Origin of the sequence: Cellulophaga fucicola (genome assembly GCF_900119145.1) — a bacterium.
GTDB classification, from domain to species: domain Bacteria; phylum Bacteroidota; class Bacteroidia; order Flavobacteriales; family Flavobacteriaceae; genus Cellulophaga; species Cellulophaga fucicola.
Map to the genome: position 1 here is coordinate 15,602 of NZ_FPIY01000004.1, position 25,611 is coordinate 41,212.

The following is a 25,611-nucleotide window of genomic DNA, read 5'->3' on the forward strand; positions in this document are numbered from 1 at the left end:
AGTTAAATTGTATTTTTTTTGGTTCCGTACAATCTAACCACCAACAACACTAAAAAGCCAGACGCTATCATTATTAAAGATACAGCTACTGCTGCTTCTATATTACCTACAGACATTTCTAAAAATACCGTAGTAGGCAAAACTTCTGTTCGCATTCTAGTAGCTCCTGCAAAAATTAATATAGGTCCAAACTCTCCTAAAGCTCTTGCCCAAGCTAAAGAAGCAGCAGTTAAAATTCCGCTTTTTGCTTGTGGTAATAAGATATAGAAAAAGGATTGTTTCTCGTTACACCCCAACGTTAATGCAACCTGTTCTTGCCTGTTATTTATCTGAGAAAAAGTAACATACATTGTACGTACAGCAAAAGCACAAGCAACCATAAATTGTGCTAATACAACACCATAAACTGTATATGTAACTCGTAAATGACTTTCTATAAATTGCCCTAACACTGTCTGAAAAAGCAATAACAAACTTAAACCTACAACTAATGGAGGCAGTATAATTGGAATATCTATAATAGCATCTATAATTTTTTTAAATCTAAAATTAAATCGCGCCATAAAATAGCCAATAGGTATTGCAACAACTACACTAAGTAACATTGTAATTGTACTACTAATTAAACTAAGTTTTATTGCATACTGAATTTCGGTGCTTGCTAAAGCTTTAAAAATATGTTTTGGAGTGGTGTAAAATACATCTGCCAATACCATTGCCAATATTAAAATAATATAGGTAGATGCTACTATCCCCATTACCAAGTAAAAAGGTAAATTAGATTTTACAGTATGCTTTTTTATATGTTTGTTTTCTTTTTTGATAGCAATTAACTTAGTATTACTCAAACTCTGTATATCCTAACTTTTTAAATACGCTCTTGCTTTTTGGACTTTTCGCTAAATAATCCATAAATTTTGAAGCTTCATTTGGCTGCTTAGATGATTTTAAAACACCAACGGTTACGTTTTCTGTATACCTTTTAAAAAAATCGACCTCTACAGTATCTATTTCCTTGTATTGGTTTGCTGTAACATCCCAAATAACACCAACGTCTATCGTTTTTAATTTTAATGCATTTGCAACATCAGACACTGTAGGCATTTGTACATAAATACAATTTTTAACAATATCCCAATCTCCAGATGTTACTAACATACTTTTAGTTACCCTACCAATAGAAGCCGCATTAGGATTTGCAATACTAAACCTAATATCTTTAGCGCAAACATCTTTCAATTGTTTTATGTTTTTAGGATTACCACTTAAAACAGCTAACACAGGTGTAATTGGCGCCAAAGGTTTACTCTCTTTTATTAAGTTATATTTTATAGCATCATGCATATAACTAATATCTGCAGACAAATACAAATCTCCTTGTTTAGCAACTCTTATATTAGAAAGTAATGTTCCAGAGCCTCCATATTGCAAATCTATTTGCACACCTGTTTCTTTATAATAATCCTTAGTTACTTCTTCTAAAACTGGTTTTACAACGGCTGCACAATACAACAAAAGTGACTTTTGTTCTTGTTTGTTTTTACATCCTAATACCAAAAAAAGCAGAAGAACTACTAATGCAACTCTGTATTTGCGCATAAACTCCATCTTATTTATTTAAAAGCCTAAAGTAACTACTAAATTAAAAAGTTTTACTCCAAAACAATTGTATTTATAACTCTAATCTATTTTTTATTAAAATTGAGTATTAAAAACAAAAGTAACCGTCTATTTTTGTTTGTATAAAATTGAGTTATGAATAACTTTAAAAAACCAGATGCCTCTCTTTGGCAAGGTCGAAAATCTAATGCCTACTTGTATTTACACGAGAAAGTAATTTGTACAGACATTCTTAAAAAAGAAACTAAAAAAACAATTACTATTTTAAGTTATGCTTGTGACGCAGGTGTTAAACGTAACCAAGGTAGAGTTGGTGCCGTTACTGGTCCTGAAGCAATTATTAAGCAACTGGCTAAAATGCCAAATCACTTAGAAAACAACACACAACTTTTAGATGTCGGCGCTGTTTTTTGTGTTGATAATGATATGGAACAAGCACAACAGACCTTATCTAAAACTGTAACTAATTTATTAAAAAATAACAGCTTCCCTATTGTTTTAGGTGGTGGTCATGATATTGCATACGGACATTATAATGGTATTCTAAATGCTATTGAAAAAGGTAAAACTATTGGTATTATTAATTTTGATGCCCATTTTGACTTAAGAGCCAATACAAACGGAAACAATTCTGGCACTCCATTTTTTCAAATAGCGGAAGATTGCAAAACCAACAACAGACCTTTTAAATATCTTACTTTAGGCATTAGAGAAGATGCTAATGATGCCTCTCTTTTTAAAACAGCTAAAGAACTTGGTGTAACGGTAATTAAAAATGAAGATTTTAATCTACATCAAACTAAAAACATACAAGAACAAATTTATAGTTTTATAAATGATGTAGATGTAGTTTACACAACTATAGATTTAGACGGTTTTTCTTCTGCCTATGCTGCAGGTGTTAGTGCACCATCACCAATGGGTTTTTCTCCTGATATTGCATTGCAATGCTTGCAAACGATTATAAAATCTGGTAAGCTTATTAGTGTAGATATTGCAGAGATGAATCCCGAATACGATATTGACAACCAAACAGCAAAATTAGCTGCTTCTTTGGCTCACACTATACTACATTCTATATAAAAAAAGGAGGCTTATTTAGCCTCCTTTTTTACATTATATTATTTTACCTATTACTTCATCCAAGATTGATAATACGTACCGTTGTCTATATCTAAAGCCAATTGTGTTAATTGCAATGGCTTAAAAGTATCTATCATTACTGCCAATTCTTCGGTCTTAGATTTACCTATACTAGCTTCATATGTTCCTGGGTGCGGACCGTGAGGTATGCCTGCAGGGTGCACAGAAATATAACCTTTATCTATACTTTTTCTGCTCATAAAATCTCCATCTACGTAATATAAAACCTCATCAGAATCTATATTAGAATGGTTGTATGGAGCAGGAATAGACTCAGGGTGATAATCGTACATTCTAGGTACAAAAGAACAAACAACAAATGCGCTTGTTTCAAATGTCTGGTGTACTGGTGGCGGTTGGTGTACGCGCCCTGTTATTGGCTCAAAATTATGAATAGAAAATGCATACGGAAAATTGTATCCATCCCAACCAACAACATCAAACGGGTGAGATGCATATGTTAAATGATGTAATTGTCCTTGCTTTTTAACCTTCATTAAAAAATCGCCTGTCTCATCATAAGTTTGCAAATTTTGTGGCAGTTTAAAATCGCGCTCACAAAAAGGAGAATGCTCTAAATGCTGCCCAAACCAGTTACGGTATCTTTTTGGTGTATAAATTGGATGATAAGATTCTGTTACCAATAAACGATTGTCCTCTGTATCAAACTCAATCTGATAAATCATACCACGAGGAATAACAATGTAATCTCCATATTCAAACGGAATTTCACCTAACATCGTTTTTAATGTCCCAGTTCCTTTGTGTATAAAAAGAAGCTCATCTGCATCTGCATTTTTATAAAAATAGTCTGTCAACGATTTTCTTGGAGCTGCTAAGCCAACGTGTACATCGCTGTTAAACAATACCGTTTTTCTACTATCTAAATAATCATCTTCTGGCTTAATATCAAACCCTTTTAATAATCTAGATTTTATATTGTGAGCTACAGCTGCTTTAGGAGACACATCTATTGTTTCTCCTACTTCTTTAACCATAGTTGGTCTGTGCATATGGTACATTAGAGAAGACATTCCGTCAAAACCAATGGTACCAAACAATTGCTCATAGTGCAGTGTACCATCATCCTTTTTAAAAATGGTATGTCTTTTAGGTGGTATTTTCCCTAGTTTATGATATAAAGGCATATTCTATTGTTCTTTGTAAGTAGACAATAAAAGTACAATAATTTGAACTTTATCTAAAAAATAAGCCTAAAATTATATAATTAATAATTTGAAGAGTTTATTGCATAAAAAAAGCCTTCCGATAGGAAAGCCTTTCATTGGTTGATACCATCTAAAATGGTTTTCAACATTGCCTCAAAATTAATCGAGACACAACACAACATAGCAAATATAGTAAAGGTTTTTAATATTTAATCTTTTAAGTAGTAAAACCTATTTTCCCAAGCCTACATTTTGCTGCTAAAGACGATTTAGACCATATTTTTTAACGATTATATCACCACTTACCTTTTACTAAAACCCTATTTTTGTTAGACTAAAACTATAAAATGACATTACTTTTAATGGCTGCCGGAAATGGTAGTAGATACGGAAAATTAAAACAGTTTGATGATCTTGGACCACACTCCGAATTTCTAATGGAGTTTAGTATTTTTGATGCTATAAAATATGGTTTTACACATATTGTTGCTATCACAAAAAAAGACAAAGTAGATTTTTTAAAAGAACACTTATCTAAAAGATTACCAAATGGTATTAAATTAGATGTTTTAGCTCAAGAAATTTCTGATGTTCCTGAGCACACCAATTACACTACAGAACGATTAAAACCTTGGGGAACTGCACACGCTGTTTGGACCGCAAGAAATGTAATAAAAGGCCCTTTTGCAGTAATTAATGCCGATGATTTTTACGGTGAACTTGCTTTTAAAAATGCAGCAAGAATTATGAATTCTGAAACAGAAAACACATTTGGACTTATATCTTACACCTTAAAAGACACCTTATCTACACACGGATCTGTTTCTAGAGGTGTTTGCCAAATTGAAAACGGAATTTTAACTAAGGTTGAAGAACGTTTAAAAATTGAAAAACAAAACAATTCTATTATAGACACAGACTCGGGTATTGTATTTACAGGAGAAGAAGAAGCAAGTATGAATTTTTGGGTATGTGACACATCAATCTTTAACTATATAACAAATGCCTTTAAGTTATTTTTAAAAGATGAAGGAAAAATTAAATCTAGCGAGATTTTCTTACCTTTTATAGTACAAGAAATGATTTCTAAAGAAAACTTAAAAGTACCCGTACTAAACTCCGAGAGTAATTGGTTTGGTGTTACCTATGCAGAAGACAGAACTATGGCTGTTTCTAAGCTAGTTGAAATGACAAAAAATGAGGATTATCCATTTAACTTATGGAACATAAACCAGTAGTGATGAAAACAGATCCAGCCGAGATTTTTAATAGTTTTTCTGTTCCTAAAAAAGACTATACTTTTAAGTCTATAACTAACGGACTTATTAATGATACGTTTTTGGTTTTAGATGACAACCAAGCTGTTTATATTTTACAACGCATAAACTCTAACGTATTTAAAAACATAAACGCTGTTATGCAAAATATAGCAACAGCATTGCCTTTATTAAAAAGTTCTAATTACAGTAGTATTAACTTAGTTAAAACCACTAAAAACAAAAGCTACCATACAGAAAACGGATACTGGAGAGTACTTTCCTTTATAGAAAACAGCACTACTTACGACACCACAACAAGTTCTACAACTGCTTTTGAAGCTGGTAAAGTTATTAGTGAATTTCATAAACTTTTACAAGCTACAGATATAGACTCTTATGAAGAGACTATACCTAATTTTCATAATTTAATAGATAGAAATAATCAGTTTTTTGATGCTTTGGAAAAAGCTAAAAAGGAACGTACAGCTGCCGCAAGAGATGCTATAGAATTTGCTGAAGAGTTGTTACCAGATCTATTAGACTTCTGTTTTACAGAACTACCAATTAGAGTTTGCCACAACGACACTAAGTTAAACAACATTCTGTTTTCTAAAACTACAGATAAAGCTCTATGTTTAATAGATTTAGACACCTTAATGAAAGGTTATTTTTATTATGATTTTGGTGATGCAATACGTACTATTGTAAATACAGCTCCTGAGGATGAAAAAGACCTATCAAAAATAACTTTTAACAAAGAACTTTTTAGCTCTTTTGTAGATGGCTTAAGTACCAATAAAAATGTATTAAGCAAAGAAGAAATAGCATCTTTACCCCTTGGCGCAGTATTTATGCCTTTTATTCACGGGTTACGTGCACTAACAGATTATCTAAATAATGATACTTATTATAAAGTAGCTTATGCAAATCAGAATTTAGACAGGTGTATTAGTCTTTTTAACTTCTCTAAAAAAGCATTAGATAATATTGATTATATGAATGCTACTCTAAAGGAAAAACTCAACTAATTTATATAAAAAAGACTTGTTTTAACAATCTAAAACAAGTCTTTTAATTTTTAAGTTTTTCTATTTTATAGGTAAATTAGAAAAATCTATGTTGGGGGGAACTGTATTTGCTTTTCGTTGGTGTTTAGAGTCTATTTCGGTATTTTCATTAAAAAATCCGCAGTTTTTCATAAAAAAAACGTTTCCTTCTACTCCTCCTGCATAATCTAACCTAGCTCCTTTTCTTGCTGTTGCATCTGCAGTAAACGTAGCTTTGGTTAACTCGTGCCATTTTTTATCCAGACCATACACCCATTGGTTACCATACCTAGCCATTCTAGATTTATAACCTGTTTCTGTAACAAAATTTTCTAAAAATGAATGTGGTCTTTTTAAATATGTGGTTGTATATGGCCTTCTAAAACTAGCTATTAAACTCCATTTATTTTCTTCTGGAGCAAAGAAGTAAGCAGTATAATCTGTAGAACCATTAACAGAAGGCATTCCTTTTAATAAGAACTTATAGGTATTGCCAGCTTTCCAATTAAAAACTTTATAACTCTGCCCTCCAGAACCTTCATTACCAAACTCGCCTGTTGTCACTTCTTCTCCTTTATCTAACAAAATAATTTTATAATCTTCAGGAATATCTTTTGGGTTTTGTGTTTCATAGGGACTCCATACAGAAAACAGAACTCTTCTTTCTGTTTCTGAATTTACTTGCATACCAAAATAGCCTTCTCCAAATCCGTTTGCCATATAATAAGAGCCTACAACATCTTCATCTATTGGAACAGTAATTTCATTATAAAACCAAACAATATCTAAATCCTTAGGTGTTTCGTATGTTAAATGAACTGAAGGTCCTCTACGTCCCCAATAAAAATCATCTTTTACAAATGTTATTTCTTCTTTAGCAACATCACCTCCTACTAATACATTTTTTACATCAACAATTACACTAGAAGAATTCTCTAACGCTTCAATACTTAATGTTTGATAACCAATAGTCTTTAAATTAAAAGAACCAACAATAATCTCTTTATAATTTAAATTAAAAATCTCTACTTCTTTGCTTACACCGTTTAATGTAACTTTAATTTTAGATGTTCCTTTTGGCACTTTTGCATATAAACCTATGTTTATACTACCAGTACTTGTTGTCTTAAAGTAGGTTTGTATTATATTATTTTTATTGGTCCAGTTGGTTATTCCTTCATCAGTAATTATTTTTTTATTTTCATCAATTGCATTTACAACCCAACTATTACCAGTAACAGGTATTGTTTTAGAAAAAGTTATATTCTCGTTATCTTCTACCTCTGAATCTTCATTAGATTTACAGGATACAATTAAGAAAAACATCAAAAAATAAAAAGAGAATTTAAAATACATATATTATTTTAATAAGTTAAAAGCATATTGTTTTTAGTTGAAACAAGGCCCTTAAAAACTAACAAAATGAGCCTTGTTAAACTTAACTAAAACACTACTAATTGTTTTGAATAAGTGATGGTTGCAAAATAATTTGTTGTTCTGGTATGTACTCTATTATTCTAGATGCAGATGCCGGAATTTCTAAATAAGCATTTGCTCCGTTTAAATGTGTTCCTGGGTAACGACGATCCATAGTATCTCCATTTCTATACACATCATAACGTCTATGGCCTTCGTATGCGAGCTCTAATCTTCTTTCCTCTGCAACCAACTCTAAAACCGTTTTGCCAGCTGGCAAAGAAGACAACTCATATTCTGGCACTCCTGCACGCACTCTTAAAATATTTATATTATCTAAAGCCAACTGATCTAAACCTCTTTTAGCAAAAGATTCTGCTTTATTTAAGTACATTTCTGCTAAACGCGACACCATAGGAGACCACATATGTACATCATCTTCTTGTAAAGATGCTTTTAAAATATAAAATTTAGGATACCCATTTCTCTTTTTTAAATCGAAATCTTTGGTTACATCTTGTCTTCCGTCTGGTCCGTTAAAGTAATAAACTGTAGTACCATTAATATTCTCTGACTGTACAGTGTATGTTACGCCACCATCTGTAAAAGTTGTTACGCCTGCAGTTTCTGTTGTATTTCTAAACTCGTACTTATAATCGCTATTTACCCAATATACCGCAGGGATTTTATCTCCTTCTTCATCTTCTAAATATTGTGGTGCAATAAAAGCACTTCTAGCATCTGCTGCATTTTTATTAAGCAAATCCATATACGTTTTTGACGCATACATTTCTCCCCAACCAGCACCATCTACTGTAGCATAAAAAGAACCAATTGTATACCAATCATCCCATTGTCCTAAAAGATCTGAATCTTTACTTAATGTAACTGCAAAAATTGCCTCTGCATTATTGTCTGGTATTAACTTATTCATTTCTTTAAACTCTCCATTAGACAACAAACTATACTCTCCAGAAGCTATTACTCTATTAGCATATTCTTCTGCATTAACATTGTCCTCCATATACAAGTAAACTCTAGAAAGTAATGCTTGTGCAGACTCTTTAGAAGCATAAGAAGCTCCTTTATTTATAGACATTAAACTTTCGGCTTTAAGTAAATCTTTAATTACTTGGTCATAAACTTCTTGAACTGTATTTCTGTCTGGCCTATCATCTGTATCTGATGTTAACTTAAGAGGAATAGAAAGGTTACTAGGTCCTTGATTGTAAGGTCTACCAAAAACATTTCCCATTTGAAAATAAACTAAAGCTCTTAAATAGTAGTTTTCACCTAATAATTGATCTGTTTCTTCAGATTCTCCTTCTGGAATCTTCTCTATCATTACATTACAACCAACAGTTATTTTGTATGAGTTACTCCAAAATCTTGCAACTCTGGAATTTGTTGGTATAGATTGGTAGTTGTATAAATAAAATAAATGGTCTGTAGTACCGCCACTTAATGCTATGTTATCACCTGCATATTCAGATATTCTATGCAAATCATCTACCCAACCATCATAACCTACATTACCTTTTAACAAGGCATAGTTACCTACTGTTGCTGTTTGTATAGAACCTGGATCTGATAGTAATTCGTCTACAGATATTTGATCGTATGGGTTCTTTTCTAGCTCGCACGAACCCAACAATAATGCTATAATTGGAAATAATATTATTAACTTTTTCATATTCTAAATTTTAAATACTGTTATATTAAAAAGATACATTTACACCAAGCGCATAACGTTTTGGCACAGGGTAACTTAAACTAGCACTACCTCCTAAACCACCAACACTTGGATCTACACCACTATAATCTGTAAGCGTAAATAAATTATCTCCAGACATATATATATTAACACTATTAACTCCTAACTTACTTAATGCATTTTTAGATAAATTATAAGATAATGTTACATTACGCATACGCAAATAACTACCATCTTCTAAATAACGAGACGATGGCTTATTAGAGTTATTATTACCTCCTTCTATTGCTTGTGGGTGTGTAGCTATATCTCCCGGATTTTGCCATCTAGACCAATCGTCTGCTAATCTTTGTTGATTAAATGTTGCATAAAAACCATCAGAATCAAACAACTCTCTAGAAGAGTTATAAATATATCCACCTTGTGAAAAATCAAAATTAGCAGCCAATGAAAGCCCTTTATAAGACCAGCTTGTATTAAAACCACCTATAAAATCTGGTGACGATTTTTTATCTAAAATTTGACGTGTAGCTTCTGCATAATTACTAGTTTCTGACTTTTCTCCTGTTTCAGAGTCTATTACTTCCCAAAGCGGCTTGCCATCTTCAGGATTTACTCCCAACCATTTTCTCATATACCAAGTATCTGCATCTTTACCTATTTTCCAGACTTTACTTCCCTGTGGTAATTCATCCGCTTCAAAGAGCTCGGTAACTTCATTTTTATTTACTCCAATGTTAAAACCTACGTTCCAGCTAAAGTCATTATTTTTAATAATATCAGCAGAAACAACAGCTTCAAAACCTCTATTTCTTACTCCTCCTATATTTTCCCAATACCCGCTAAAAGCTGTAACATCTGGCAAGCTTACAAAGTACAATAGGTCTGATGTGTTTTTGTTGTAGTACTCTAGTGTTAAGTCTACTGTATTAAATAATCTTGTATCTAGTGCAACGTTGGTTTCATACGATTTTTCCCATCCTAAATCTGGGTTAGAAAACTGATTTAATACTGCTCCAGGTACACCAACATATTGCGTATTTACCCTATAAGTTCCCTGATATGGATATAGAGATGATGGTCTATTACCAACAGACCCATAACTAGCTCTTAACTTTAATTCGTTTACAATAGAGCTATTAAAAAAGTTCTCGTTGTGTATTAACCAGCCACCACCAACAGAAAAGAAGTTTCCATATTGGTTATTTAATCCAAAGTTAGATGCACCATCTCTACGTATAGATGCTTTTGCAAAATAACGATTGCTAAAACCATATTCTGTAGACAAAAAGAAAGACTGTAAAGCATAATCATTTTTAAAACCACTTATAGATCCTGGTTCACTAGCTACATCTAGTATTTCTCCTCCAGGAATAATTCCGTTTCCTGTAGCTCCAAAGCTTTCATAGGTATAATCGTTAAACTCATATCCTCCTAATGCAGTTACAGAATGCTCCCCAAATTTGTTGGTATATTTTAGCATTTGAGTAGAAAGTCTTGTAAGTCTATTTGCTGTATTATCATTTATACTACCGCCAGAAGATTCTCCTGAGATAGATCTTGGATCTGTATACGATTTTGATAAAGAGCGGTATAACGTAAAATTATTAACAGAATTGAATGTTAGATGAGGCATAATTTTATACTGAAAATCTAAATTAGCACTCGTATTATATACGTTACTTGAAGAGTAGTTCCATTGTTGATCGTATAAGTAATTACGCTGATCTCTTCCTAACCAATCTGAAGCACTAGCTGCATTAACAGGAATTCCGTTTGCATCATAGGGTACATCCCAAGGTAAATTTAAATAAAGATCATAAAGTGGCGCTTCTGCAATTCTATCTTTATCATCAAAACTGAAAGATATTTTAGGCATAATTTTTAAACGCTCAGACATATCATAATCAAGATTCATACGAAAAGTGTAACGATCAAACTCATTTCCTTTTAAAGTTCCAGATTCATTGTAATAACCTGCATTTAAAAATAGATTAAGAACCTCTGTCCCAGATGTAAAAGACACATTAAGATCTCTAACAACACCCGTTTGCGTACCTTCATTTATCCAATCTGTATCTCTTTCTAACAACTCTGGAGTGTACCAAGGATTTGTGTTTCCAAATTGCGAGTGATAATTATACAACTCCTCCGAATTCATTACATTAAATTGTCCTGAATTAAATTGGTTCATAGCTACTTTAGAACTCACTTTTATTTCAGATTTACCAATTGTACCACGTTTGGTGTTTACGATTATAACACCATTAGCACCTCTAGACCCGTACAATGCTGTTGCAGATGCATCTTTAAGTACAGAAATAGATTCTACATCATTAGGATTTACTATTGGTGTACCGTGCTGTATAACACCATCTACAACCCATAAAGGTGTTACTCTACCACCTAATGATGCTCTACCCCTAATTAAAATGTCTGGTGTTGCTCCTGGAGATCCACTAGATGCAGATACCTGTACTCCTGCTGCCTTACCTTGCAACATAGAAGATACATCTGGTGTTGTAACATCTTTTAACTCCTCTGCTTTAACACTTACCACAGAAGATGTAATTGCCTCTTTTTTTTGGGCTCCATAAGCCACGACAACTACTTCTTCTAATAAAGACGACTCTTCTTCTAAAGATACATTAATTACTTTTTGACCATTAATTTGTATCTCTTTAGTTTTAAAACCGATATAACTAAAAATTAAAACAGCATTAGCCTCTGCGCTTACTGTATACTCTCCGTTAAAATCTGTGGTTACACCATTACTTGTATTCTTAACTAGAATATTTACTCCTAAAACAGGAGTCTGGGTTCCCATTTCTACAACTGTACCTGTAACAGTTGTTTTTTGCGCTAGCATTGTATTTGTAAAAACAAATAGCAGCAGCAGAAAACTTTTTAAGATTATCTTTTTCATAAATTGAGTTTTTGAGTTTAATTGGTTATGTTAGTTAGTACGTATCTTTCATCCAGTTGTATGGCTTTCTTTTTATCCAATTACCTCTGGTAAAATCAGGAAAGTCTTGAGGTTCTCCATTATTTTCAATAGATAATTCAGACAATGGTGTTACAGCACTCCAAGCAGCTGCATCGTAAACATCCATTGGTGGAGCTACGTTTTCTTTAGCAGATTCTACAAAAGCATTAATAACAAAAAAATCTATTCCGCCATGTCCTGCTTCCGTTGCTCCATCTCCAAATTTTTTCCATAACGGATGGTCGTATTTCTTAAACCAAGAATCCATATTTTCCCAACCATGCCCTTTGGTTGTACCCTCTATATGTATACGTTGTGTGTGGTAATCAAAATCTGTAAGACCTTGCACTCCCTGCACTTTAAAGCCTAAAGAGTAAGGGTGTGGTGTATTTACATTATGCGTAACAATAATTGTTTCTCCGTTTGCTGTTTCTATGGTAGAAGTAATTATATCTCCTTGTTTCCATTTTAATTTTGCGTTAGGGTGATCTTTTCCTCCATTATCTACAATATACTTATTAAGGCCAATGGCTTTTGTTGCGTGCGATGTTAAAGAGACCAATCTATTTCCTCTATTTACATCTGCCATTACAGCTACAGGCCCTAAGCCATGTGTTGGGTAAACATCTGCATTACGTAGTAAAGAGTGCTGTGTTCTCCAAGCCGCTTCTGATGTTCCTTTTTCCCCAAACTCTACACCCTTTCCATATGCTGTTTTTCCATCGTTAAACTTTACTCCTCTTAAATCATGTTGGTACCCACAAGTAAAATGCAATAGCTCTCCAAAAACATTTTGCTTTACCATATTTAACACTGCTAAAACATCTCTTCTGTAGTTTACATTTTCTAGAATCATTAAATGAGAACCTGTTTCTTCATGTACATTTACCAAGTCCCAGCACTCTTCTAATGTATTTGCAGCAGAAACCTCTAAACCAGTATATTTTTCCGCTTTCATAGAATCTACCGCCATTCTGGTGTGCCATAACCATGGCGTAGAAATTACCACCGCATCTACATTAGATAACTCTAGTAGGTTTAAGTAATCTTTTTCATTTTTTCCGAAGACTTTAGGTGCTTTTTTTCCAGCCTTACTAATTGCCTTTAAAGCTAAATCTGTTCTATTTTTATCTATATCACAAATAGCTGTAATTAGTACATCTTCTCTATTTAATAAATTATTTAGGTGATTTGTTCCTCTTAAACCAACTCCTATTAAGGCTACATTTAAAAGGGTAGACTTTTTACTTTTAGTAATACCAAATGCTACACTTGGTGCTATAGATGCACCCGCTCCTACAATGGCTGTTTTTTTTATAAAATTCCTTCTTTTATTCATATCTTAATTTTTCAAGTGATTGTAATCAATTAATAAAACCCTAATAGATTTATATAAATGTTATTTGTCTGAGAAACCAAAATTGAGAAAACACTGGAATAATACTGTGGAGTTTTTAGGCAATTACACCATACATATTATGCATCTTAAGGATAGTGATGATTTTACACCCCTAATCTGACGATTTTACCTCTTAATTTATGTTAAAATGGACCTATATTACCAGTGTCTAATTAGAAGAATTGACTATATTAACAACTTAATTTATTATAGTTATATTAAATAACATCTTTGTTAACTTACCAATAACAGGCCTCTAAAATATGCACACCAAAACTATAAAAAACTATAAAAATTTTAGCCTCTTAGATATTAAATTTAAGTTATGCCTATTCTTATTTTGTTTTTATTTTAGTTTGATTTATTCTCAAGAAAAATTAAATTTTCTGCACTTAGAACAAAACTTCTATACTCAATCCAAAACTCTTGAAGACCATTTTGGGTATATATGGATTACAGGTTCTGATGGCATGTATAAATATGATGGTTATGACTTTTCTTATACTCCATACCAAGACACAACCCAAGGAAAGTATGCTAGTAATCAAAAATTTATTTTAGAAAAAGACAACAACAATAATTTATGGGTTGCCCCTTATAATGGTTGTGTAAGTAAGTTTAATAACAAAGAACAACACAATACCTTTGCAAACGTAAAAAATGTTACCGTAATAAAACCTCATAACAATCTAGTTTGGTTTGGAACAAGCACTGGTCTTATATACAAGTACAATGAAGAAACTTCTTCTTTAGATAGTATTAATTCAGTGCCAAAAATTAACAACTTTAACCAAATAATATTAAGTATTGCTTTTACAGGTAAGCATAAAATGTGGATTAGTACCGATCACGGAAAAATATACAGACATATACTAACCACAGACATTCTTGAGGAAATTAAAACCCCATTAAAAGACAACAAACAAAATATATTATTAGAAAGCGACTCTTTTAATACATTATGGATTGCAACAGAATCTGAAGGGCTTTACAATTACACCACAAAAGACTCCAACTTTACACAATATGATATTCTACAAGCTGGCAAAGAAAAACTAAATCACGCGCTTTTTATCTCTCTTTTCTGTGATAGCAATAATAATATTTGGGCAGGCACAGATGGTGATGGCTTATATAAGGTTAATGCTACCAACAAAAGCATTAAAATTTATAAGCATGACGAGCTAAATAAATTTTCTATTACAAACAATACAATTACGCATATTAATGAAGATTCCTATGGCAATATTTGGGTGGTAGCAAAAAAGGGAGAAATAAATATTCTACCGAATAATAAAAATAACATTGCTTATTATAATGGCCTAGAAAACAGCTCTCCTACTACTATTTTATCTAGTTTAAAAGCTTCCGATGGATCGTTATGGATAGGTACAGATGGCAAAGGATTAACAAGGGTTACATCAGAAAACAAAAAAGAACACTACAATAACACTAAAAAAGGAAGTAATCATTTTTCAGGAAGATACATACAAGGACTTGTTGAAGATGCTGAAAAAAACATATGGATTGCTACTTATTTAAACGGACTCTGGAAATACAATACAACTAATAAACAATTTAGTGAAATTAATGCTAGGAGTACAAATGGAGTATATTCCCCTGATTTTAGACACTTGTTTAAAGATAACAAAAACAGAATTTGGGTTTCTTCTGGCGCAGCAATAAACGTTTATAACGCTTCAGATAGTTTACTTGCTACTTTTGACTACAATAAAAATAATTTTATTGGTTCTATTTCCCAAGCCATAAACCAAGATAAAAATGGTACTATTTGGATTGGTCTTGATAGTGGTGGCCTTTATGAACTTATTGAAAACAAAAACGATTTTAAAAATTCTACCTTTAAAAAGCATTCATATAATTTAAAAGAAAATCCAAATCATACTAATTTCGATATTATTATGATTCAACCAGATTACAATGGTAGTTTATGGATATTAACTAACTCAGGTTTTCTACTAAAATATAATACAGAGACTAAACTAGCTACTTCTTACTTAAACAATCCTAATCTAGAAGATATAGATATTTCTGCTTTGCTACTAGAAAACTCTAATAGTTTGTGGTTAAGTAGTAAAAACGGAATTCATAACTATTTGGTCTATAACAACGACATAAAATCTTATTACAAGTCAGACGGTTTTCAAGGTAATTCTTATTTAAAAAGAAGTGCGCATAAAGACAAAAACGGAAACTTATATTTTGGGGGCGAAGACGGACTTAATTCTTTTAGTCCTTCTCAAATGCAAAAAAGTAAAGGAAATGCAAAAGTATATATTAATGCTATAGATATTTTAAATAAACCAGCACATACCATTCTTGAAAACTCCTTGCAAGAACCTATAGAAGAGATTAAAGAACTAAACTTAGACGCTAAACATTCTTCGCTTTCATTTCAGTTTTCAGCAATAGAAAATGTTTTAAATTCTAATTATCACTACGCATATAAATTAAAAGGGTTTGATAATGATTGGATTACAGCTAAAAAAGATAGAACAGCCACATACACCAATATACCTTCGGGGAACTACACATTTATAGTAAAAGCAGGAACAAAAAAAGGAGAATGGGACATTACTCCTAAAAGTATAGATATATACATTAAACCTCCTATTTGGAATACATATTGGGCCTACTTGGCCTATCTTATTTTAGGTATACTTTTTATAATTGGCATTTTTTATTGGTTAAGATTAAAAAAACGAATTGTAAAAGAAACATGGCAAAACGAGAAAGAAAAAGAGTTGTACGCTGTAAAAATGAACTTTTTCGCAAAAATGTCTCACGAAATACAAACACCCTTGACTTTAATTCTTGGACCTATAGACGATATGTTACGTAGAGCAGACTCCAACGGAAATGGCTTACTAAAACAACGTTTATTTATACTTAAAAACAATGCTAAAAGACTTTCTAGAATAGCAAATGAATTAATGACGGTTAGAAACAGAGAACTTGGAATTTTAAAAGTCCTTGCCTCTAAAAATAACATTATTGATCACGCTAAAGAAATTGCATTGTCATTTACAGAACAAGCTCGTTTTAAGAATATTAATTTTACGCAGCACTACTCAGATACAAATATTACCTTTTGGTATGATAGGGATAAGATAGAACATATACTATACAACTTATTATCTAACGCTTTTAAGTTTACACCAAAAGAAGGCAATATTACTCTAGAAATAAGCGCTAAAAAAAATGAATGTATAAAAATTCTAGTTTCAGATTCTGGACCCGGAATTCCTAAAGATGAATTAGATGATATCTTTAAATTATTTTATCAATCTGAATTGGGAAAAAATCAAAAAGGATTAGGTGTTGGTCTAGCGCTTACAAAAGAATTAATATCGTTACATCACGGAAAAATAAATGTAAAATCATCTGCAAAAAAAGGAACTAGCTTTATTGTAAAATTACCAATACAAGAAAATGTATTATCAAAAGAAGAAAAACTAGCACCAGATGTAATTTCAAAAGACCAAAAAAATACACTTATCACGCTTAAAAACTCAGAATTAGATTTACATCCTGTTTCTTCAAAATCTACCATAAAAAAACACACCTTATTACTTGTTGAAGATAATATAGAAATGCAAATATTCTTAAAGGATATTCTTAAAAACAACTATCATCTTTTATTGGCTGAAAATGGTAAAGAAGGGATATTATTAGCAGAAAAAAACAATCCAGATTTAATAATTAGTGATATTATGATGCCTGTTATGAATGGCTTAGAAATGTGTAAAACACTTCAGAAAAACAAAAAAACACAGCATATCCCTATAATTTTACTTACGGCTAAAAACTCTTCTAAATCTAAATTAGACGGGTTAAAATCTGGTGCCGTAGTTTATATTGAGAAACCTTTTAATTTACACGAGCTAATTTTAAAAGTAAATAACATAATTTCTTCAAGAGAAAAAATAATATCCAAGTATAAAACAGATGCTATAAGCACTCCTAATAGCATTAACACTACATCTAAAGACGATCTATTTATTAAAGAATTAGTTAACGAATTAAATAAACAACTAGACAATACCGACTTTAAATTAGAAGATTTGCCAAGCAGTTTAAATATGAGTTACTCTGTAATTTATAGAAAATGCCAAGACATTACAGGAAAAACATTAGTTGAATTCTTACGCTCGCTACGTCTTAAAAAAGCTGCCATTTTAATTTGCGAACAAGGTTACAACATCTCAGAAGCAGCATATATGGTTGGTTATAAGGACACAAAATACTTTACTAAATGTTTTAAAGATGAATTTGGCAAATCTCCTAGTGTCTATAAAAAAACGTATAAATAAAGTACAGGTTAAATAAGCCTTATCTGTTTTTAACCAAACCTTTTTATTTTCTATATCTAATCCGTTTCTTTGTTATAAACACAAAACTATATATGAGCTTTAACATTGTTTTATTTGAACCAGAAATACCAAACAACACTGGTAATATTGGCAGACTTAGTCTTGCTTCTGGTTCCACACTGCATTTGGTTAAACCATTTGGTTTTGAGTTAAATGATAAAAGAGTTAAACGTGCTGGTTTAGATTACTGGCAACATTTAGATCTAAAAATTTACGATAGTATAACTCATTTTTTTGAAATTCATTCTGATAAAAAGTTCGCGTTTTTATCTGCAAAAGCAGAAAAAAACTACTATGAAATTGACTATGAGGATAATATGTTTTTTGTATTTGGTAAAGAATCTAAAGGTCTACCTAAAAGCGTTGTAGAAAACAACAAAGACAGCCTTTACAAAATACCTCTTTTTAGCGAGCACATAAGAAGCCTAAACTTGGCAAATGCAGTTAGTATTGTAATCTACGATGCAATAAAATCTAAAAAACTGTAGTTTTTATAACAAATAGTATAAAATTTTAAACTTTAATTACTTTTTATAAGTACTTTTAAAGCTATCACAATAAATAATCTTAACCATTAATATCTTATAATTTAAGAATGAAATCATTTACAGTACAAGAAATTTGCGACCTATTAGGAGGAGAATTAGTAGGCAATACTACAAGCAGAATAGAAGGAGCAGAACAAATTGAAAAAGCCAATAAAAATCAAATTACATTTATTGGTAGTGTAAAATATGTTCGCCTTTGGAAAAATTCTAACGCAAGTGTTGCCATTGTAAATGACAATTTAAAAATAGAACCAGGAGAAAACAAAGCTCTTATTAAGGTTAAAAATGCTGATATTTCTTTAGCCAAATTATTAGAAGCGTACGATCCTGGAAAACCTGTTTTTGATGTAGACATACACCCAACTGCAGTTGTAGATAGTACTGCTAATGTTGGTGCCGGCACTATAATAGGCGCCGGTTGTTATGTTGGTAAAAATGTAATTTTAGGAGACCAAGTTATACTTTACCCAAATGTTACTGTATTAGACGATACAACTATTGGCAACCAAACCGTATTATGGTCTGGAACTGTTGTTAGAGAACGCAGTGAAATTGGGAGTCGTTGTACTTTTCATATAAACGTAAGTATTGGTGCAGATGGCTTTGGATATAGACCTAGTGATGATGGTAGAGGTCTAGTTAAAATACCGCAAATAGGAAACGTAATTATTGGTAATGATGTAGAAATTGGTGCTAATTCTTGTGTAGATCGTGGTAAATTTAGTTCTACAATTGTTGGCGATGGTTGTAAAATAGACAATCTAGTACAAATAGCTCATAACTGTGTTATGGGCAGATCTTGTATTATGGCCGGCCATAGTGGTTTGGCAGGCTCTGTTACCTTAGGAGATGGTGTTATTATTGGCGGTAGCGCATCTATTAAAGACCACACCACCATTGGTTCTGGTGCTATAGTTGGCGCAGGATCTGGAGTAATGGGGAATATAGAAGCAGGCAAAACTGTTTTGGGTTACCCAGCACAAGACTCTAGAGATATGCTAAAACAATGGGTTGTAATGAAAAAACTTAGTCGTAAATAATATAAATGATAAACTATAACGGCAAAATATTTAGGCCTGTTACTGGTTCTACTAATTCTGAAACTACAAATAAAACTATTTTTATATACAAGCAAGATGGTGCTATTTTAACTTCAGATTATGCCGGCGGAAAAATAAAAAAAGGACATTTAATTGGTTTGGTTGATGATAATGGTTGTATAGAGATGAGATACCACCAGGTAAATACAGACAACCAATTCATGACCGGAAGATGCACATCTACACCAGAAATTTTACCAAACGGAAAAATACGATTGCATGAAAAATGGCAATGGACCTCTGGAGACAAATCTACAGGAAACTCTATTCTAGATGAAGAATAGAGTTTTTTTTGTTTAAAAATTCATCTAAAATAACACCTATGTCTTAATTTTGCAGCGCAAAACCAATACTATTGTTTTTGCGTATACAAAGTACAATACCAATTGTTAGAAATAATTTTAGAAAGAATGAACAGAATTGAACACATAGAAAATGAAATTTCTGAATTAAGACAAGCGCTTCAAAACCACAAGCTTTATGCAAGTTTAAAAGACGTAAACGACATTAAAGTTTTTATGGAAAATCACGTATATGCTGTGTGGGATTTTATGTCGCTCTTAAAAGCATTACAAAGAAATTTAACGTGCACAGAAATTCCTTGGATTCCTGCTAGTAACCCAACTCTTGCTCGTTTTATCAATGAAATTGTACACGGAGAAGAAAGCGATATTAACGAAATTGGAGAGCCTAAGAGTCATTTTACAATGTACTTAGATGCAATGCATCAAATAAAAGCCAATACTGCTAGCATAGAATCTTTCATCAAACTTATAACAGAAAAAGAACCAGTTGCTTCTGCCTTAGAAAAAACTAAACTAGATAAAAATGTTGCAAATTTTGTAAACTATAGCTTTAAAATTATTGCAACCAACAAGCCTCATTTAATTGCATCTGCATTTACTTTTGGTAGAGAGGATCTTATACCAGATATGTTTGTTGAAATTCTTAAAAATGCCGATTCAGAAAATAAACGATACAACAAACTAACCTATTACTTAGAAAGACATATAGAACTAGATGGAGATGAACACGGACCTCTATCTTTACAGATGATTTCTGAATTATGTGGCGATGACGATACCAAATGGCAAGAAACTTTAACGGTAGCTAAAGAATCTTTACAACAACGTATTTATTTGTGGGATGCTATTAGTAATTTAATTGAAACTAATAGACTCGCTTTAACCGCAGTTTAAATACTAAGAAAATTTTCGTTTTAAAATTCTCTTTTTAGCAAAAACTTCTTTTTGGTAAAACGTAATTCGTATTCCAAAAAGCAAGACTAATCCGCCTATTACCATTTGTAAAGAAATAGCTTCGTCTAAAAACAACCAAGCTAAAAAAGAAGCCAATATAGCTTGTCCTAGTAAACTAACAGATACTCTTGTTGCTCTCATATGTTTTGTTGCATAACTTATAAGCAACCACGCTAAAAGCTGACATACCAAACCTTGCACAACTAACACAAACCAACCTGCGTTAGAAAAACCTGCAAATGGCTCGTTTATAGAATAACTTAATACTCCTAAAAATACAGTAGATGCTACAACACTTGTGGTCATAAACGTAAGCACATTCATCTGGTTTAAAATATTTTTACTTAATAACATATAAACGGCATATAACATACCTGAAAGTACCGCAAAGCCAAATGCTAAATTAAAATCTAAGTTTATAAAGGTCTTAAAGCCTACAAGCATCATCATCCCTAAAATAGCAACAATAGTGCCTATCCAAAAGTTTTTAGTAGGTTTATCTTTTAAAAATAAAAATGCCCCAATACCAACCCAAACAGGAGATAAGTTAGTTAAAAGTGTAGCTTGTGTTGCTGTAGACTCTTGTATTGCAATATTCCAAACAGCAACATCTAAACCAAAAATAACACCACAAAGTATAGCGTAAAAAAATGGTTTCTTTGCCGTAATCTTAAACTGTTTTGTTAGTAAAACATATGGCAAAATACATACAGATGCCACTGCCATTCTATAAAAAGCAGAAATTACACCTGGTGTTAAGTTTAATTTTACCAAAATAGGGAATACAGAAATACATAACACTCCCACAGCCAAAGCAATTCTTGCCTTTTTCATACGCGTACAATTAGCTGGCTAAGCTAAAATAAAAACGTTACTAAAAAACTACTTCTATAGAAAATTAGTATTAAAAATGAGGACTTTAAAATAGACCTGTAGTTTATCTAATAAACAGCTCTAAACTGTTTTTTTAACAACATTTTTTTATGGCGTGGCAAGGTATTTGCTATCTTTATATTATAATTTTTACAATTTTTAATGCGATATACATTACTTACAATATTGGTTATTCTATTTTTTGCCGCTCCAATTGTTGCGCAAGAAACAACAGTGATACCTTTAAAAATTGAAGCAAAGAAAGAAAGTAAAACAGCACCGCCTGCTGTTTACATTATTCCAGAAATAAAGAAACAGCCGAATGTCAATTTTTTAGATTCTATGATGAAACCTAGAATTGATATGACTCCAGATAACAGACTGGTTAAACCAGGACGAGATGTAAAATTAAATCCGCGTTTAGGTTTTGAAGAAAAAAAGGATTCTAAATCGTTTCACGGAGACCAATATTTAGGAGATGTAAAAACAACTGGCAAGTTTGTTGGTATTGTATGTAGAGACCACGAATATGTAGACGGCGACCGAGTAAAAATTTATGCAGACGGCAAAGTAATAGAGCACAATTTAATGCTTGGCGGTGCTTTTAAAGGAGTAAACCATACATTAAAAAAAGGCTTTAACCGTATAGATTTTGAAGCTTTAAACCAAGGTACATCTGGACCAAATACTGCCCAAGTAAATATTTATGATGAAAACGGAAAAGTAATCTCTTCTAAAAAATGGTTACTTTCTACAGGATCTAAAGCTACTATTATTGTGATACAGGAATAAGTTATTCTCTACCAATAAATGCTAACGCAAACTTAATATCGTTATAATCTACTTTTTTATTTAGTGCCTCGTAAATTGCCTTTAAACTAATTGGCTCTCCTTTTGGCTGTTTATTTTTTGCTTTTTTAACATCGTTTAAAATTTGTTCTTTTGGCTTATAAAAACTAAAGTCTTCATCAGGATAATCTAAACACAACTTTATTAAATGTCCAGCAATTGTACCAGTAGACAAACCTCTTTGATCTGCAATTTCTTCTAGAGTTAGCTTCTTTCTAAAATAATCTAAGGTAACATCATATGTAGAATCTCTTTGTACTTTTTTATCTATAATTTTTTTAGCGTGCTTTTCTATTGCCTTTAAATTGGTTAGCCCACCACAGTCTACCACAAATTTAATTGCCTCTTCTTCTAACTTGTCTATAGCATACTGTTTGTCTCCCTCACTAGATAATTCTAAAAATCTTTTATCTGCTTTATGCGCCAAGCCATCTACTTGCAAAGCCATTTCATTAAAACCTAGAAGCTTTAAATTTTCAATATTTTTTAATCTAGAAAGTGCCACATAACCTTGTCCTTTTTCAAAGGTTTTAGACAAATCTATAAGTGCACCATCTAACGTCATACCCTGACATTTATGTACTGTAATTGCCCAAGCCAAACGCAACGGAATCTGATCTAAACTAGCCAGTACTTTACCTGTATCATCTTGTATACCCCAATTTTCTTGTTTTACCTCTATGCGCTTACCTTGTACTGTTTTTACTACCGGAAACCCATCATTATTAAAACTAACAATAGTACCCAAAGTACCATTTACATATCCTTGTTCTTGGTTGTTACGCACAAACATAACTTTAGTATGCATTTTTAGCTCTAATTCTTCTTTGGCTAAAACCGATTTTTTCAATGTTTCAACCAGTTTCTTGTTTCCTTTAAAAGAAGCTTTGTATTTTTTTACTTTTCCTTTTAGTTGCTTTAAATGCTCACTATTTATCTGGTCTACATCATAATTGTGAGTAAATAACTTTGTAGGCTCATCGTCCTTATTAAACGTATTTTGTTCTGCTTTTTTAAGTTCTTCTATACTTTGTTTAGATATCTTCCCTATTCTAATTTCATTTAAAATGGTATTTAAAACATCCTCATTTGCCTGTCTATATTGTTCTGTTAAATAACACACATTAAACTTAGCATGTACCCAAGCATTAGACATAAAAGCAAACTTGTCTTTACTTTTTTCATTTTGATTACCAATAGGTGGTAACTGAAAAAAATCTCCACAGACCACAACTTGTATACCTCCAAAAGGCTCATCGTTCTCTTTAAAAAATTGCAAAACAGTATCTACCATATCTAACTGTTTTTTATGCAGCATAGATATTTCATCAATAATTAAAATCTTAGCATTTTCTAAATGTTCTTTCAGGTATTTTTTCTCCTTCATAGAATTTAGATTAGCTCTGGTAAGTTGTTCTTTTATACCAAAACCAGCCCAAGAATGTATAGTCATTCCATTCATATGCGTAGCCGCAATACCTGTAGATGCGGTTATAGCAACTGGTATTCTTCTCTTTTTTAAATAGGTAATATATTGGTTTAAAACGTATGTTTTTCCTGTACCCGCAGAACCTGTTAAAAATACATTTTTACCAGATTTTAATAATGCTAATGCTTTTTCTTGTTGCAATGGTTTGTGTATTATGTAGAATAACCTTGATATTATTCCAATTCACAAGATCATTATAAATTTTAATATATAAAAATTAGAGTGCTAATTCCTTAATGTTTTTTAGTCGATAACAATTTTGAGTAAGTTAAACTACCAACTTCCACTAGCACCGCCACCTCCAGAGCTTCCTCCTCCACCAGAAAAACTACTAGAACTACTACTAGATCCGCTACTGCTATATGTACTGCTTGAAGAACCTCCACTTCTACCATTTGTAGAACCAATACTTTTTATTGCTGTAATAAAAGAATTATAATCGCTTTTAAATAACGAAAAAGATAATTTAGTTTTATTTTTTACAACAAGATTCACCACTGTTTTTATTGTAGAAGTTAAAATAAATACACCAACAGAAATACACAAAAGTAGTACTGTATTAGATGCTATAAATGGCTTAACATTAAAACCTGATTTTTGCAATATTCCAAAAATAACAACTGCGAGCAATCCAAAGCCAAAACAAAAATACAGTGTATATACTAGTATATTTATTGTAAAAAAGATAAGTCCAATCTCTGCCGTAAAAAACTTTTTAAAAATTTTAAGTGCTATTTTTACAGACTGATAAATAACAAATACACCTGCAATTAAAAAGAAAAAACCAAAAATAGATAATACTATGTTTGCTATTCTATCTTGTTTACTATCTCTCTCTTTTATAAGCTCTTTAAATTTCTCTAGTGCTTCGGGATTTTTAATAAAGTTTATTAATTGGTCTGTAGCTTTGTCTATTCCGGTAAAATATGATCCTTCTTTAAACTCAGGAATCATAGTGTCTTCTATAATCTACTTTGCTACTATATCTGTTATATAAGGTTCTAAACCATAACCAACTTCAATTCTAACTTCCCTATCAAAACTAGAAAAGAGAATTAAAATGCCATTGTCTTCTTTTTCTTGTCCTAACTTATTTTTATTAAATGTCTTATTTGCAAAATCTTCTATGGTTTGTCCGTTAAGCGAACTAATAGTAAGCACCACCAACTGCGTTGTAGTTTCCGTTTCAAAATTGGTTAGTTTTTCACGTAAAGATGCTGCTTCTTCAGCACTAAAAACAACTGCATTATCAGTTACTATATCTTTAATTACAGGATACTCATAGCCTTGTGCAAAACCAATAGCAGTAAAACAAACAAGAACTAAAAAAACTATTTTTCTAATCAT

20 protein-coding genes are annotated in these 25,611 nt (G+C 31.8%); 9 read left to right on the forward strand and 11 right to left on the reverse strand.

Going from position 1 to position 25,611, the window contains the following annotated elements; genetic code table 11:
- Positions 1–2: 2 nt before the first annotated feature.
- A complete protein-coding gene (locus BT107_RS13080) occupies positions 3–848 on the reverse strand; it encodes an ABC transporter permease (protein ID WP_244543129.1) in 846 nt (281 codons plus the stop codon).
- Positions 841–1,599: a molybdate ABC transporter substrate-binding protein gene (gene modA / locus BT107_RS13085; RefSeq protein WP_170854737.1), complete on the reverse strand. Its 759-nt coding sequence runs from the start codon at positions 1,597–1,599 to the stop codon at positions 841–843. Before modA ends, BT107_RS13080 begins: the two co-directional genes overlap by 8 nt.
- Positions 1,600–1,755: 156 nt before the next feature.
- Here modA and hutG point away from each other — a divergent pair, with 156 nt between their 5' ends.
- Complete coding sequence (hutG, locus tag BT107_RS13090) at positions 1,756–2,703, forward strand: formimidoylglutamase (protein ID WP_072304273.1); 948 nt, start codon at positions 1,756–1,758, stop codon at positions 2,701–2,703.
- Positions 2,704–2,753: 50 nt separating this feature from the next.
- Here the strand turns inward: hutG and BT107_RS13095 are convergent, their stop codons facing one another.
- Positions 2,754–3,911, reverse strand: a complete 1,158-nt coding sequence (locus BT107_RS13095; protein ID WP_072304274.1) for a homogentisate 1,2-dioxygenase — start codon at positions 3,909–3,911, stop codon at positions 2,754–2,756.
- Positions 3,912–4,279: 368 nt separating this feature from the next.
- On the opposite strand from BT107_RS13095, the gene BT107_RS13100 reads away from it, so the two are divergent.
- Both BT107_RS13100 and BT107_RS13105 read left to right on the forward strand, forming a co-directional pair.
- On the forward strand, positions 4,280–5,170 hold the full coding sequence (locus BT107_RS13100; protein ID WP_072304275.1) for a sugar phosphate nucleotidyltransferase: 891 nt from the start codon (positions 4,280–4,282) through the stop codon (positions 5,168–5,170).
- Positions 5,171–5,172: 2 nt separating this feature from the next.
- A complete protein-coding gene (locus tag BT107_RS13105) occupies positions 5,173–6,219 on the forward strand; it encodes a phosphotransferase enzyme family protein (protein WP_072304276.1) in 1,047 nt (348 codons plus the stop codon).
- A 60-nt stretch (positions 6,220–6,279) separates the two neighbouring features.
- Here the strand turns inward: BT107_RS13105 and BT107_RS13110 are convergent, their stop codons facing one another.
- From BT107_RS13110 to BT107_RS13125, 4 genes are all read right to left on the reverse strand, one after another.
- Entirely contained in the window at positions 6,280–7,563 is a 1,284-nt protein-coding gene (locus BT107_RS13110; protein ID WP_244543133.1) for a DUF3472 domain-containing protein, read from the reverse strand.
- Between the two features lie 127 nt (positions 7,564–7,690).
- On the reverse strand, positions 7,691–9,346 hold the full coding sequence (locus BT107_RS13115; RefSeq protein ID WP_072304278.1) for a RagB/SusD family nutrient uptake outer membrane protein: 1,656 nt from the start codon (positions 9,344–9,346) through the stop codon (positions 7,691–7,693).
- A 25-nt stretch (positions 9,347–9,371) separates the two neighbouring features.
- Positions 9,372–12,293, reverse strand: a complete 2,922-nt coding sequence (locus BT107_RS13120; RefSeq protein WP_072304279.1) for a SusC/RagA family TonB-linked outer membrane protein — start codon at positions 12,291–12,293, stop codon at positions 9,372–9,374.
- A gap of 34 nt (positions 12,294–12,327) precedes the next feature.
- A complete protein-coding gene (locus BT107_RS13125; protein WP_072304280.1) occupies positions 12,328–13,692 on the reverse strand; it encodes a Gfo/Idh/MocA family protein in 1,365 nt (454 codons plus the stop codon).
- Positions 13,693–14,108: 416 nt separating this feature from the next.
- On the opposite strand from BT107_RS13125, the gene BT107_RS13130 reads away from it, so the two are divergent.
- The 5 genes from BT107_RS13130 (at position 14,109) to BT107_RS13150 (ending at position 20,993) form a co-directional block, all read left to right on the forward strand.
- Positions 14,109–18,086, forward strand: coding sequence for an ATP-binding protein (locus tag BT107_RS13130; RefSeq protein ID WP_170854738.1), 3,978 nt, complete (start codon positions 14,109–14,111; stop codon positions 18,084–18,086).
- A gap of 92 nt (positions 18,087–18,178) precedes the next feature.
- A complete protein-coding gene (locus BT107_RS13135; protein ID WP_072304282.1) occupies positions 18,179–18,634 on the forward strand; it encodes a tRNA (cytidine(34)-2'-O)-methyltransferase in 456 nt (151 codons plus the stop codon).
- Between the two features lie 107 nt (positions 18,635–18,741).
- On the forward strand, positions 18,742–19,734 hold the full coding sequence (gene lpxD / locus BT107_RS13140) for a UDP-3-O-(3-hydroxymyristoyl)glucosamine N-acyltransferase (RefSeq protein ID WP_072304283.1): 993 nt from the start codon (positions 18,742–18,744) through the stop codon (positions 19,732–19,734).
- Positions 19,735–19,739: 5 nt separating this feature from the next.
- Positions 19,740–20,078, forward strand: a complete 339-nt coding sequence (locus BT107_RS13145) for an avidin-fold protein (protein WP_072304284.1) — start codon at positions 19,740–19,742, stop codon at positions 20,076–20,078.
- 126 nt (positions 20,079–20,204) lie between these two features.
- Complete coding sequence (locus tag BT107_RS13150; RefSeq protein ID WP_072304533.1) at positions 20,205–20,993, forward strand: DUF3050 domain-containing protein; 789 nt, start codon at positions 20,205–20,207, stop codon at positions 20,991–20,993.
- A 3-nt stretch (positions 20,994–20,996) separates the two neighbouring features.
- Here the strand turns inward: BT107_RS13150 and BT107_RS13155 are convergent, their stop codons facing one another.
- Positions 20,997–21,887 (reverse strand): DMT family transporter, encoded by an 891-nt coding sequence (locus BT107_RS13155; protein WP_072304285.1) that lies wholly within the window; start codon positions 21,885–21,887, stop codon positions 20,997–20,999.
- Between the two features lie 201 nt (positions 21,888–22,088).
- Here BT107_RS13155 and BT107_RS13160 point away from each other — a divergent pair, with 201 nt between their 5' ends.
- Positions 22,089–22,718: a hypothetical protein gene (locus tag BT107_RS13160; protein WP_072304286.1), complete on the forward strand. Its 630-nt coding sequence runs from the start codon at positions 22,089–22,091 to the stop codon at positions 22,716–22,718.
- A 1-nt stretch (position 22,719) separates the two neighbouring features.
- On the opposite strand, the gene BT107_RS13165 is transcribed toward BT107_RS13160, so the two are convergent.
- The 3 genes from BT107_RS13165 to BT107_RS13175 form a co-directional block, all read right to left on the reverse strand.
- Positions 22,720–24,405, reverse strand: a complete 1,686-nt coding sequence (locus tag BT107_RS13165) for a helix-turn-helix domain-containing protein (RefSeq protein ID WP_072304287.1) — start codon at positions 24,403–24,405, stop codon at positions 22,720–22,722.
- Positions 24,406–24,537: 132 nt separating this feature from the next.
- Positions 24,538–25,218, reverse strand: a complete 681-nt coding sequence (locus tag BT107_RS13170) for a hypothetical protein (RefSeq protein WP_072304288.1) — start codon at positions 25,216–25,218, stop codon at positions 24,538–24,540.
- A 15-nt stretch (positions 25,219–25,233) separates the two neighbouring features.
- The gene (locus BT107_RS13175; RefSeq protein ID WP_072304289.1) at positions 25,234–25,611 is read right to left on the reverse strand and encodes a TPM domain-containing protein; all 378 of its coding nucleotides are present in this window, start codon (positions 25,609–25,611) and stop codon (positions 25,234–25,236) included.